The organism is Microbulbifer magnicolonia (assembly GCF_035117725.1).
GTDB lineage: Bacteria > Pseudomonadota > Gammaproteobacteria > Pseudomonadales > Cellvibrionaceae > Microbulbifer > Microbulbifer magnicolonia.
In genome coordinates this window covers 1,851,571-1,864,535 of the sequence record NZ_JAYEFD010000001.1, presented here as the reverse complement: position 1 = coordinate 1,864,535, position 12,965 = coordinate 1,851,571, and the positions used below count along the sequence as shown (strand labels likewise).

8 protein-coding genes are annotated in these 12,965 nt (G+C 64.4%); all 8 read right to left on the bottom strand.

Annotated elements, in window-relative coordinates; translation table 11 throughout:
• Window positions 1-2 precede the first annotated feature (2 nt).
• The 8 genes from moeA to RRF64_RS08090 all read right to left on the bottom strand — a co-directional run bounded on the left by moeA (window position 3) and on the right by RRF64_RS08090 (window position 12,862).
• Window positions 3-1,268 carry a molybdopterin molybdotransferase MoeA gene (gene moeA, locus RRF64_RS08125; protein WP_323845333.1) on the bottom strand — a complete coding sequence of 422 codons (1,266 nt, stop codon included), beginning with the start codon at window positions 1,266-1,268 and terminating at the stop codon, window positions 3-5.
• A gap of 143 nt (window positions 1,269-1,411) precedes the next feature.
• Window positions 1,412-4,090 carry a nitrate reductase gene (locus RRF64_RS08120; RefSeq protein WP_323845332.1) on the bottom strand — a complete coding sequence of 893 codons (2,679 nt, stop codon included), beginning with the start codon at window positions 4,088-4,090 and terminating at the stop codon, window positions 1,412-1,414.
• Between the two features lie 2 nt (window positions 4,091-4,092).
• On the bottom strand, window positions 4,093-4,476 hold the full coding sequence (nirD, locus tag RRF64_RS08115) for a nitrite reductase small subunit NirD (RefSeq protein ID WP_323845331.1): 384 nt from the start codon (window positions 4,474-4,476) through the stop codon (window positions 4,093-4,095).
• Between the two features lie 301 nt (window positions 4,477-4,777).
• On the bottom strand, window positions 4,778-7,306 hold the full coding sequence (nirB, locus tag RRF64_RS08110; protein WP_323845330.1) for a nitrite reductase large subunit NirB: 2,529 nt from the start codon (window positions 7,304-7,306) through the stop codon (window positions 4,778-4,780).
• A gap of 374 nt (window positions 7,307-7,680) precedes the next feature.
• Window positions 7,681-9,513, bottom strand: coding sequence for a bifunctional protein-serine/threonine kinase/phosphatase (locus RRF64_RS08105; protein WP_323845329.1), 1,833 nt, complete (start codon window positions 9,511-9,513; stop codon window positions 7,681-7,683).
• Window positions 9,503-10,978 carry a NarK family nitrate/nitrite MFS transporter gene (locus RRF64_RS08100; protein WP_323845328.1) on the bottom strand — a complete coding sequence of 492 codons (1,476 nt, stop codon included), beginning with the start codon at window positions 10,976-10,978 and terminating at the stop codon, window positions 9,503-9,505. Before RRF64_RS08100 ends, RRF64_RS08105 begins: the two co-directional genes overlap by 11 nt.
• A gap of 227 nt (window positions 10,979-11,205) precedes the next feature.
• Entirely contained in the window at window positions 11,206-12,270 is a 1,065-nt protein-coding gene (locus RRF64_RS08095; protein ID WP_323845327.1) for a CmpA/NrtA family ABC transporter substrate-binding protein, read from the bottom strand.
• A 7-nt stretch (window positions 12,271-12,277) separates the two neighbouring features.
• On the bottom strand, window positions 12,278-12,862 hold the full coding sequence (locus RRF64_RS08090) for an ANTAR domain-containing response regulator (RefSeq protein WP_323845326.1): 585 nt from the start codon (window positions 12,860-12,862) through the stop codon (window positions 12,278-12,280).
• Window positions 12,863-12,965: the final 103 nt, after the last annotated feature.

Sequence of the window (12,965 nt, the reverse complement as noted above, 5' to 3'; positions counted from 1 at the left end):
CCCTAGATTAACGGCTTCTGGAAGGGCTCTATGGCAACCCAGTCGCCGGTTTCACAGTTGCCGCCCTCCCGTGGCAGCACGATAAAGCAATTGGCGTCGGCCAGGCCGGACAGAATATGGCTGCCCTGGATGCCGGTGCTGGTTACCACCTGAATGCCGTCGCTGTCGCGGTAAGTGTATCCGCGCTGGTAGTCCTTGCGCCCCGGCGATTTGCGGATCGGGTTCAGCAGTCGCGCGCGGCTTTCGAACGGCGCCTGGCACTCGGCTGCGGACACGCCCTGCAGTTTTTCCAGTGCCGGCAGCACCAGTTGATAGAGTGTGACCAGCGCCGAAACCGGGTTGCCGGGCAGACCGAAAAAGAGCGCCTCGCCTTCCTCCCTGGGCAGCCGGCCGAAGGCGAAGGGTTTGCCGGGCTTGATTGCCAGGCGCCAGAGATCCAGGTGTCCCAGCTGTTCGAGCACCTGGCGGGTAAAATCCGCCTCGCCGACGGAGACGCCGCCGCTGCTGATGACCAGGTCTGCGCTGTCGCGCGCCTGAATCAGCGCGTCGCGGATTGCGGCGGGCTGATCCGGCAGACAGCCGAGATCGATGACCTCCAGATCCAGTTGCGCCAGTGCCACCTTGAGCGCGATGCGGTTGCTGTCGTAGATATCGCCGTCGCCCAGCGCGGATGCCGGCGTGCCCAGCGGGCGCAGTTCGTCACCGACGGACAGCAGTGCCGCGCGCACCCGGCGCAACACCGTCACCTCGTGGATGCCGGCAGCGGCGAGCAGGGCGACCTCCGCGACTCTTAGCCTGCGGCCGCTTTCGATTAGCGTGTCGCCGGCGCGCACATCTTCGCCGCGGCGGCGGATATGGTCGCCTTCCTTCGGCTGGCTATTCAGATACAGCTGCTCCCCTTGCAGCTGCGCCTGCTCCTGCATCACCACCCGGTCGGCGCCGGCGGGGACGGGCGCGCCGGTGGTAATACGCACGCACTCGCCGTTTTGCAGTGTGCCGGTATAGGGATGTCCGGCCAGGCTCTTGCCGGCCAGCCGATAGGGCCCGTCGCCGCAGAGGGCATAGCCGTCCATGGCGGAGTTGTCGCAGGGCGGCAGATCCAGCCGGGCCTTCGCCGGCACTGCCAATATGCGGCCGCAGGCCTGCTCCAGCGGCAGGGTTTCCGTTTCACTGACGGGCGTCATCGCTTGCCGCAACAGCTCGCGGCCCTGTTCGACGGATTTCAGGCCGGGGCCCTGGCAGGTGTCGAGAGTCATGTCGAGGGTCATGTAGTGGTGTCATTTTTGTTATTGGCAATAGCCCGACATTAGCGCGTCGCCGCATAAATGCAAATGGGCGCTGACAGTCGGGAACAGTCTGCTAAGTCTGCTACTAAGTCTGCTAAAGGGAACGCGCGCGGGAGTCAAAGGCTTCAGGCAACAATTTCGCCGGGCAGCCGGGCGCGCAGCAGGCTGGCGATCTCCGGCTTGCAGGAGCCGCAATTGGTGCCACAGCCCAGTGCGTCGCCCAGGGACTCCACCGTGTCGAGTCCGTGACCGATCGCCTCCTCTATCTGCTGGCGGGAAACCTGCATACAGCTGCAAACCATCTGTGCGCCCGGCGCTATGTTCTGCAGCAGCTGCGCCGGCTGGGGTGGCAGCGGCTGCAGCAGGTGTTCCTCCAGTGCGCGCCGGTCCGGCAGCTTGCGCCAGTCGGGGCCGGTAAAAATCAGCAGCTCCACGCGCTGCGTATGCGCCAGCCAGCGCCGGCCCTGCAGCAGTTGCAGTTGTTGCCAGTGCAGTTTCGCGGCGGCGCCCTCGAGCAGCCGTTCACCCAGTAGCCGCCCGTCCAGCATCTCGCGCAGGGCCAGCTCGTAGCGGTAGCCGCCGGCGCAGGGCAGTCGATACCAGTGCACCAGGTCGGCCTGTCGCTGCAGCAACCACTGTTGCAGTGGTTCCGCCGCTTCCTCGCGGCACAGCAGCGTCATATAACTCCGCGCCGGCAGCGGTGTGACATTGACCGGCAGCTGCTTGAACTCCGGCTGGCCGGAATGGGGGTCGATAACCGGCTCGGCCAGAGCGCTGACGCGGCTGTGCTGGGCGAGGGTTTCGCTCCAGTGGATCGGCGCGAACAGCTCGCCGGGTTTCTGTGCCCCGGTCAGCACAGCGCGGCCGCGCATTGTGCCGCGGGCGCTGCGCAGTTCCACCAGCTGGCCATCGCCGACCCCACAGAGCACCGCATCGGCGGGGTTGACCTGGATTTCCGGCAGCTCGCTGTGATCGAGCAATTTGCGCGCGCGGCCGCTGCGCGTCATGGTGTGCCACTGGTCGCGCAGCCGGCCGCTGTTGAGCCACAGGGGAAACTGATCGCTGCACCGCTGTGCGGGCGCGCGCGGTGTTATCGGCACAAAGTGCGCGCGGCCGTTCGGCGTATAGAATTTCCCCTCGCCAAACAGTCGCTGGCGGCCGCCGGGATTCTCCCGGTTGACCGGCCACTGCAGTGGTTGCAGTGTGTCATAGCCGCGGAGACTGATCGCGGAAAGCGCGGAAATATCGAAGGCGCGCCGGCCGCCATTTTCGAACCCGGACAGGGCCGCGTGTTCGCGGAATATTTCCACCGGGTGTGAATAATCGAAGTGATCGCCGTGCCCGAGGCGCGCGGCCAGTTCGCAGATAATCTGCCAGTCGTGGCGCGCCTCACCCGGTGGCGTCAGGAAGGCGCGCTGCCGCGAGATGCGCCGCTCCGAATTGGTCACGGTGCCATTCTTCTCGCCCCAGGTGGTAGCCGGCAGCAGGAGGTCGGCACAGCGGGCGGTGTCCGTATCGGCGACACAGTCGGAGACGACGACCAGCGGACATTTTCTGAGGGCCTCCGCTACCCGCGCCGCATCCGGCATGCTGACCGCCGGGTTGGTGGCCATGATCCAGAGCGCCCTGATCTGGCCGCTCTCGACGGCCCGGAACAGATCGACGGCCTTCAGGCCGGGTTTCAGGGCGACTCTGTTCGAGTGCCAGAAGCGGCTCACCCGTTCGATATTTTCCGTGGTGAAGTCCATATGGGCGGCGAGCATATTCGCCAGCCCGCCGACCTCGCGCCCGCCCATCGCATTCGGCTGCCCGGTAATGGAAAAGGGCCCGCAGCCCGGCCTGCCGATGCGGCCGGTGGCCAGGTGGCAGTTGATGATCGCATTGTTCTTGTCGGTGCCGCTGCTGGACTGGTTGATCCCCTGGGAATAGAAACTGACGACCTTTTCGGTCGCGGCGAACAGCTGGAAAAACTCTTCGAGCTTGGCTGACGGAATGCCGCAGGCGGTGGCGGTCCTGGCCAGCGACCAGTCCTGCGCGATCGCGATCGCCTCGTCAAAACCCTGGGTACTGTCGCGGATAAATTCGCGATCGATCGCGCCCCGCTCGGCCAGGTAGTTGAGCAGGCCGCTGAACAGTGCGGCGTCGCTGCCGGGTGTGATCGCCAGGTGCAGCTCCGCCATCTCGCTGGTGGCGCTGGCGCGGGGATCTATGACCACCAGCCGGGTGCCGGCGGCCTGCATGCGCTGGAACAGGATCGGGTGTGTCCAGGCTGCGTTGGAGCCGACCAGCACCACCAGGTCCGCCAGTTCCAGGTCCTCGTAGCAGCAGGGCACCGCGTCCGCGCCGAAGGCGCGTTTGTAGGCGGCCACGGCCGACGACATACACAGACGCGAGTTGGTATCCACGTTGCCGCTGCCGATAAAGCCCTTTGTCAGCTTGTTGGCGACGTAGTAGTCCTCGGTGAGGAGCTGTCCGGACAGGTAGAAGGCGACCGAGTCCGGGCCATGGTCCTCGATCGTGCGGGAAAATTCGCGGGCCATAAACTCCAGCGCGCTGTCCCAGTCGACATCTCGGCCGTGCAGCCGCGGCCGCAACAGGCGCCCGCGCTCGCCCAGCGTCTCCGCCAGGGCCGAGCCCTTGACGCACAGGCGGCCGAAATTGGCCGGGTGCCGCGCGTCGCCGCTGACCGTCACCGCCGCGGAATCACCGCGGGTTTCCGTCGTGGCGGCCACACCGCAGCCGACGCCGCAGTAAGGGCAGGTGGTGCACGCCCGCTGCGCGCGAAATCTTTCCGCTGGTGCCATCGTCAAGTCTGGTCGACGGCGATGCACACAGTGTCGCCGTCAAACGCGACGGCATAGGTGTTCAGCCGCACCGCTGCGTCTTCCGTACAGACACCGTCGCCCAGACGGTAGTGGTGCTTGTACAGCGGCGACGATACCGTGAGTTCGCCATCCACTTCCGCAACCAGGCCGCGTGCGATAACGCCGGCCTGCGCTATTGGGTCCCAGTCGTCCACGGCGTAGAGCTGCGGCTCCTGGTTGGGAAGAAAAAACAGGGCGATACCCTTTTTTTCTGCAGTCCCTGCAGAGGGATCGCCCACATGGGCACACACTCCGGAATCGGCCACCAGATCTGATCGCTGGCAGATCGGCAGCCACTGGGTGTGGGTTATGGCAACTCGGTTCATGGTTTGCTCCTGGATATTTAGCCTTAGAAGTCATTCGTCATGCCGGTGCAGAGTCTATGCCGGGCTTGATCCGGTACCGGCATGCAGTGATGCACTCCGTAGCCCTGGATTCCGGCCTGCGCCGGAATGACGATGCTCGTGATGCGAAGGCTCTGTTGCCGGTGGCTGTTTGCGGGACTGTCGGCGAGAGGGACCTCGCCGACAAGCCTACAGGGATGTATTTAGGGGGGGCGCCCAGCCCGTGTCCCGCAAACAGCCACCGGTAGCAGGGCCGCCACAGAGCCCGATTCTCTGTAAAAACTCAAGCAGGCTCGGCGATCCTGACAATTTCCCCCTGCCGCGCCGGCCGCGGCTGGCCGCGCTCCTGGACGAAGGCGATTTTCTCGTCCGGCACGTCGCTGTTCACAAACTGGCGGAAACGCTTGAGCATTTCCGGGTCCTCGATCGCGGTCTTCCACTCGCACTGGTAGGTGTCGACCACCCTCGCCATCTGTGCTTCGAGTTCCGCGCCTATGCCGAGCCTGTCGTCGATAATGACTTGGCGCAGGTAGTCGAGGCCGCCCTCGAGATTCTCCAGCCACACGGAGGTGCGCTGCAGTTTGTCCGCGGTGCGCACGTAGAACATCAGGAAGCGGTCGATATATTTGATCAGGGTCTCGTCGTCGAGATCGGTGGCAAACAGGTCCGCGTGGCGCGGCCGCATGCCGCCGTTGCCGCACACGAACAGGTTCCAGCCCTTCTCCGTGGCGATCACGCCCACATCCTTGCTCTGCGCCTCGGCGCACTCGCGGGTGCAGCCGGACACGGCCATCTTGATCTTGTGCGGCGAACGCAGGCCCTTGTAGCGGTTCTCGATCAGCAGCGCCATGGCGACACTGTCCTGTACACCGAAGCGGCACCAGGTACTGCCGACACAGGATTTCACCGTGCGCAGGGATTTGCCGTAGGCGTGGCCGGTCTCGAAACCGGCGTCGATCAGCTCGCGCCAGATCAGCGGCAGCTGCTCCAGACGCGCGCCGAACAGGTCGATGCGCTGACCGCCGGTGATCTTGGTATAGAGATCGTATTTTTTCGCCACCTGGCCGACCGCGATCAGCTTGTCCGGGGTTATCTCGCCGCCGGGTATCCGCGGCACCACGGAGTAGCTGCCGTTCTTCTGCATATTGGCCATAAAGGTGTCGTTGGTGTCCTGCAGGCCGACGTGCGGTTTCCTGTGGATATGCTCGTTCCAGAGTGAAGCGAGAATGGACGCGACTGCCGGCTTGCAGATCTCGCAGCCGCGGCCGCTGCCGTGTTTCTGCAGCAGTTCATCGAAGGTCTTTATTTCCTCCACCTGCACCAGATGGAACAGCTCCTGGCGCGTGAAGGGGAAGTGGGCACACAGGTGGTTGTTGACCTCCATGCCCAGCGCCGCCAGCTCCTCGTCGACGACATTTTTCAGCAGCGCCGCGCAGCCGCCGCAGCCGGTGGAGGCCCTGGTCGCATCCTTGACGTCGGCGAGCGAACAGCAGCCACCGGCCACCGCATCGACAATCTGCCCCTTGCTGACGTTGTGGCAGGAGCAGATGGTGGCCGTCGCCGGCAGGGCGCCGGCGCCCAGCGCCGGTGCGGCGCCGTCGACCGCGGGCAGTATCAGCCGCTCCGGGTGCTCGGGCAGATCGATAGCGTTCAGGTGATACTGCAGCAGCTGATCGTAGTCACCGGTATCGCCGACCAGCACCGCACCGAGCAGCTTCTTGCCATCGGCGTCGGTGATCATGCGCTTGTAGACACCGCTCTGCTCGTCGACAAAAGTGATGGCCGCGGCGCCCTCGGCGCGGCCGTGGGCGTCGCCGATGGAGCCCACCTCCACGCCGAGCAGTTTCAGCTTGGTGCTCATGTCGGCACCGGTGAAGACCTGGCTGGTTTCGCCGCACAGCTGCGCCAGCGCGGTGCGCGCCATGGTGTAGCCCGGGGCCACCAGGCCGTAGATAAAATTGTTGTACAGGGCGCACTCGCCGATGGCGAAAATATTCTGGTCGGAGGTGCGGCAGGACTCGTCGACGGCGATACCGCCGCGCTCGCCGATTTCGAGGCCGGCGGCTTTCGCCAGTTTGTCTTCCGGGCGGATACCGGCGGAAAACACGATCAGGTCGGTAAGGAGTTCACGCTCCCCTTGAAAGCGCATGCGCAGGCGGCCGTCCACCGCCTCGATCAGTTCGGTGGCGGTGCTGGTGTGCACGGTAACACCCAGGTCCTCGATCTTGTTCTTCAGCAGCGCCGAGCCGCCGGCGTCCAGCTGTACCGACATCAGTCCCGGCGCGAACTCGACTACATGGGCCTCGAGCCCGAGTTCACGCAAGGCATTGGCCGCCTCCAGCCCCAGCAGACCGCCGCCCACGACGACGCCAACTGAGCCGCCTGCACTGGCTGCGCGGATTGCGTCCAGGTCCTCGATGGTGCGATAGACGAAACACTTCTCGTGTTCGTGGCCCGGAATTGGCGGCACGAAGGGATAGGAGCCGGTGGCGAGCACCAGGCGGTCGTAGCTTTGCTCGATACCGCTGGCAGAAGTAACTGTCCTGTTTTCCCGGTCGATCGCGACGGCGGCGTCGTTCAGCAGCAGTTCGAAACCCCAGTCGCGGTACTGCTCGATCTTGCCCATGGCGAGATCTTCTGCGGAGCGGCCGGCGAAATATTCGGACAGGTGTACGCGGTCGTAGGCGGGCCTGGGTTCGGCGCAGAAGACGGTGACCTCGAACAGCGCCTTTTCCGGCCGCGCGGCCAGCTGCTCGAGGAAGTGGTGACCCACCATGCCGTTGCCGATAACGATAAGTTTTTGCTTGACCATAGTCCTGCCATCTATTCTGTAGTTTCGGCAGGGAAGGAGGGGGCGGTGACTTGGCACGGGCGCCTCCTCTTCTGCCGAAGAGTCCAGGCGCCGTTGCCTCATTAGGGGGTAAATTGTGTTGGTACTGAAAACTATTCAAACTTTGTGCCAAGACGAAAGACACGGTATTTCCGGCGTTGGCGGTCAATGGTGATGTTCGCATTGCGATAAGTTGGTGCGCCCGGAAAATGAATGCTCTGCGATGGTGCCTTTTCTCTTGTGGGAGCGGCAGAATTTGTAGGAGCGGTCCGGCCGGGAGCGGCCCATGGCCGCGATCGATGTCTGACGGCGCAAAGATCTATCGCGGCCACCGGCGGATGACCGCCCCGCCGCTCCTACAGCAGATAAAGCAGGTGCGACAGCAGCAGCAACAGCGCGACCATCTGCCAGAACAGCAGCGGATTGCGCTCAATCAGCGGCCGCTCCCCCTCGCGGGCAAAAGCCGGATTCGGTGTCTGCAGGTCGTGCACGAATTCCGACAGCGCCGGGTAGCGGTTTCTGGGATCCGGTGCGCAGGCCCTGCGCAGGGCGCCGTCGATCCACTCGGGAATATCGTCGCGGTGCTCGCGGGCGCTGATGTATTGCAGGCCGGCATAGCTCTTCAGCTGGTAGTGGTGGAAGCCCGCGTGCTCGCGGTAGGGGTAGTGGCCGGTGAGCAACTCGTAGGCGATAACGCCGAGGGAGAAGATATCCGAGCGGTGGCTGGGGCTGTCGCCGAAGAAGTATTCCGGCGCGGCGTAATTCTTGCTGCCCGGCGGTGCCTCGCCGTCGAGGTTCAGCTGTTCGCGCAAACCGGGACCGTCGGCACCGCCCAGATCGATCAGTTTCAGGCGGCCGTCGCCTGCCACCATGATATTTTCCGGCTTCAGGTCCCCGTGCACGATTTCCATACGCTGCAGGCGGCGCAGGGCGCTGACCAGCTGGGCGATCATTTCCCGCACCTGTTCTATGTCCGGATGGGGGTGCAACTGCATCCACTGGCGCAGGTTCTGGCCGTCGATATATTCCAGCACATGGTAGAGAAACTGGCGGCCGGGTTTGGGAGGAAATATCTTGATAATGCCCGGGTGATCCAGGCGGCGGCCGGTCCACTCCTCGGCAATAAAGCGCTCGATATAGGCGGGGTCGTCGCTGAAATTGATCGACGGGGTCTTGATCGCGCGCAACTCTCCATTTTCTCCGACCCGACCATTTTTTTCTTGGTCCCGCCCATTTTTCTCGTCCCGCCCGCTCTCCGTATCCCGCGCCAGATACAGCTGGCTGCGGCTGCTCGCGTGCAGCTCCTGCAGTATCAGGTAACCGTCGAGCCTGTTGCCCGGGCGCAGTTCCGGCGGGAAGGGCAGCTGGCGGCTGTGACTCAGCAGGTCATCTGCGCTCGGCGTTTCAACGCGCTGAACCCGGCACACCACCGCACTTAGATTGTCACTGGAGCCGCCGGCCATGGCGGCGTCCACCAGTGCCAGGGCGGCAGCAGCGCCCCTGTCGTGCAGTATTTCGCCGACGATTTCCGCCGGCAGGTAATCGTGCACCCCGTCACTGCTGAGCAGAAAGATATCGCCGGCCTGCAACTCCTCGCGGCGATAATCGATCTCCACGTGGGCATCCATTCCCAGGGCGCGGCTCAGGAAGGTGCGGCCATGGCCCAGGGTGCGGCTGTGATCGCGGGTCAGGCACTCGAGCTGGCCCGCACGCAGGCGGTAGATGCGCGAGTCGCCGATATGGATCAGGTGCGCGCTGGTGCCCTTGAATATCACCGCGGAGAAGGTGGTGAGCCAGCCCTGACGAATATCGCTGCTGCCGCCGCCCTGGCGAAACAGCCAGCTGTTCAGCGAGTGCAGAACGCGCGCGGCGGCGTACTTTACCGACCAGGTTTCCGGTGTGCTGTAGAAATCGGCGAGAAAACCGCTGATGGCGGCGCGCGCCGCCGCGCCACCAGCCTCGGCGCTGGCGACACCGTCGGCCACCGCGGCCAGGGCGCCGCGGCGGCGCAGGTCCGCGCCGTCCGCATTGCAGACGGCACAGGCGTCGTCATTGAACTTGCGGCGGCCGGCGACTGAGGCGCTGGAAAATGCCAGCGCCGCGTCCGGGCGGGCCTGCGGTCCGCACGCCGAGCCGGAGCCTTCAGCGCGCGAAGCGGAAATGCCCGGCGTTCCCAGGTCAGGCGACATCGATCAGGGACACGCTGCCGTCGGGCAGGACTTCGGCCATCTGCCCCTCGGGCTCCTCCAGCAGCAACAGAGCCGCGAAGCCGAGCATCGCGGTGGCGGCGATCACCAGGAAGAAGACCTGATAGGACACCAGGCTGAGCACCGTCAGGTAGAAGACGGCACCCACATTGCCGTAGGCGCCGGTCATGCCGGCAATCTGTCCGGTCAGGCGGCGCTTGATCAGCGGCACCACCGCAAACACCGCGCCCTCGCCGGCCTGCACGAAGAAGGAGCAGGCCATGGCCGCCACCACCGCCATGTACAGCGGCCACTGGGCGTCGATCAGGCTCATGGTGAAATAGCCGAGCGCGAGGCCCGCGGTCAGGATCAGCAGTGTCGGCCTGCGCCCGCAGCGGTCACTGATCAGGCCGCCCGCCGGGCGCGACATCAGGTTCATAAAGGCATAGGCACTGGCCACCAGGCCGGCCTGGACCGGGTCCAGCGTGAAGGTTTCGGAAAAAAACAGCGGCAGCATGGACACCACCGCCAGTTCGGAGCCGAAGGTGGCGAAATAGAGCAGGTTCAGCACCGCGACCTGTTTGAATTTGTAGCGGTGAATCGGCGCCGGCGGATGGCTGAAGATTTCGCGGTTGATACTGAAGGTCTTGCGCGCATCCAGCAGGTACAGCAGCGCGAGCCCGCCGTAAATGGCGGTCGCCCAGAAATCGGAGACGATGCCCACACCCGCCGACAGTTTCCAGGTCAGCAGGGCCAGTGCCGCGTACATCGGCACCTTCATGATCAGCAGCAGTGCGAAGTCGCCGGGGCTGGTGACCTCCATGGCGCCGATCTTCTTCGGCTTGAAGTAGGTGGAACCCTTGGGCGTGTCGGTCACCGAGGCGTAGTAGACAAAGCTGTAGACGAGCGCGATTGCACCGGTGAGACCGATCGCGTAGCGCCAGCCCTCGTGTCCGGGAGCGTCGCCGCCGAACAGCAGCGCAATGGTCGGCAGGCTCATGGCCGCGGCGGCGGAGCCGAAATTGCCCCAGCCGCCGTAGATGCCCTCGGCGGTGCCCAGCTGTCGGGCGGGGAACCACTCGGACACCATGCGGATGCCAACCACGAAGCCGGCGCCGATAAAACCGAGCAGGAAGCGCCCCAGCGCCGCCTGCGCGAAGTTGTCGGCGAGCGCGAAGATAAAGCAGGGCACACTGCCGACCGCGAGCAGTACCGAGTAGGTCAGCCGCGGGCCGTATTTATCCGTCAGCATGCCGATGACAATGCGCGCGGGTATCGTCAGTGCCACGTTCAGGATCAACAGGGTTTTCACCTGATCCTTGGTCAGCGCCAGGCTGTCGGCAATGGCCATCAGCAGCGGGGCGTGGTTGAACCAGGCAAAGAAGGTGATAAAGAAGGCCACCCAGGTCAGGTGGAGTATCTTGATTTTCCCGCGGAAGGAAAAAAGGTTCAGAGTTGTGCTGGACATGCGCATTTCCTTTTATTGGTTTTTCCGCGGGCACAAAAAAAGCCCACGGGTGCGGCCTGGCGGCCGCTGCCGGTGGACTTCGTTGTCCGTGTATGGATTTGCCTGGCGAACTGAAAAATCGCCTGTATAGATTCGACGGCGAGTGGACTCGCGAATCTCAATTTCCTTTATTCGTTATTCAATAACTGTGCCATTCCATTAATCTGCCGAATTCAATCAACGCGCCGCTATTTCTGACAGCGCAGGAATTCCACCGTCTGCTGGTACAGCTCCGGGCGGAAGGCCTGTTCGGCGCCGGCGCTGACCGGCGAGAAGTCCCGGCACAACTCCAGCATTTGCATGGCCTTGCTCGCGGTCGGGCAACCCAATTCGTTGCCGCTGTGGGCGAACAGGTGCCAGCCGGGATTGGTCGCGGCTTCGGCGTCGCGGCGCCGGTACAGCCGGTCCGCGAGTGACGGCAGCAGAAGTTCCGTCGACAGGTCCAGGTAGCGCTCCTGCGCCAGCAGCGCGGCGGCATCCCGGCGCTGGTCGCTCTCGCCGAGCCAGTTGCAGGCCAGCAGCAGTGCGGCGCGCAGCGCCAGGTGCGTTGTCGGGTTGGCGATGTGCCAGCGCTCGGTAACGGCCAGTACCTTCTCCGGCATCGCCGGCAGCAGGCGGTTGCAGGGCGTGGCGATGACGCCTATGCCCCGGCGCGCCGCCAGGGTGTTCCAGGGTTCGCCGACGCAGTAGCCGTCGATCTCGCCGCGGCGCAGGCTGTCCAGCATCTGCTCCGGCGGCAGTACCACGATCTGCAGGTCCCGGTCCGGGTCTATCGCCGCCGCGCGCAGCCAGTGGCGCAGTTGCAGCGTGTGGCTGGAAAAGGGATAGACGGTCGCCAGCCTTATTGATGCCGTGTCGTCCCGGGAGTGAATATATCCTGCGAGCGCGCGGCCGACCGCCGCGCCGTCGCACTCCCCGGCCGGCAGGGACAGCTTGCGGTACAGGGATTCCGCCAGGGTAATCGCGTTGCCGTTGCAGCTCAGTATCAGCCCACTCAGCAGTTTTTCCCCGCACTGGGGCAGTGTCTGCGCCAGGGTCAGCGGCATGGGAGCCAGCATCGCGGCGGCATCGGCGGCGCCACCGATCAGCTTGTCGCGCAGGGTCGCCCAGGAAGTCTCCCGCTGCAGTTCCACCTGCAGGCCGAAGCGGGCGAAGAATCCCTGTTCCCGGGCCACGACCAGCGGCGCGCTGTCGGTGAGGCGCAGGTAGAGCAATTTGATGTGGCTTCGTTCCGGGCACAGGGATATCGACATGACCGTCTCAGTTTTCACTCTGTAAATATTCAATGAGCCGTTCCGCCACGGCGCGCATGGTTGCATTGCTGCTCATCGCCAGGTTGCGCAGAGTCTGGTGGGCGACCTCTTCGCTGAGGTTTTTCTTTGCCATCAGCAGCCCCTTGGCCCGCTCGATGGTTTTGCGTTCGTCGAGCTGCTTCTGCGTGCGCTCGAGGGACAGCCGCAGTTGCTGGTAGCTGCGGAACTGTGCCATGGCGATCTCGATCGCGGGGGTCACCCGCTCGGCGGACATGCCTTCGGCCATATAGGCGCTGACGCCGGCTTGCACGGCGCGGGCAATAAAATCGGCGTTGCCGCGGGCAGAAAACATGGCTACCGGGGTCGGGGCCTGGCGATTGATCACCGCGAGACTCTCGAGGATGTCGCGATCGGGGGATTCGATATCGATCAGCACGATATCGGGTCGGTGCCTCTCCACCTGGAACAGCAGGCCCTCGGCGCTGCTGAGCTGCGCGAGCAGGCGATAGCCGGCCGCGCGCAGCCGCTCGCACACCATCTGCGCGCGTTCCGGCTGGTCGTCGACGAGCATTATGCCGAGAGGTCTGTCCATCGCTGTACTGTTGTCTGATCCTGGGCGAATTACCGCGAGACAAAAAAGCCCGGCCCACGCATCGGTGCAGCCGGGCTTCATTGCCAGTAGCAAACCATAATCA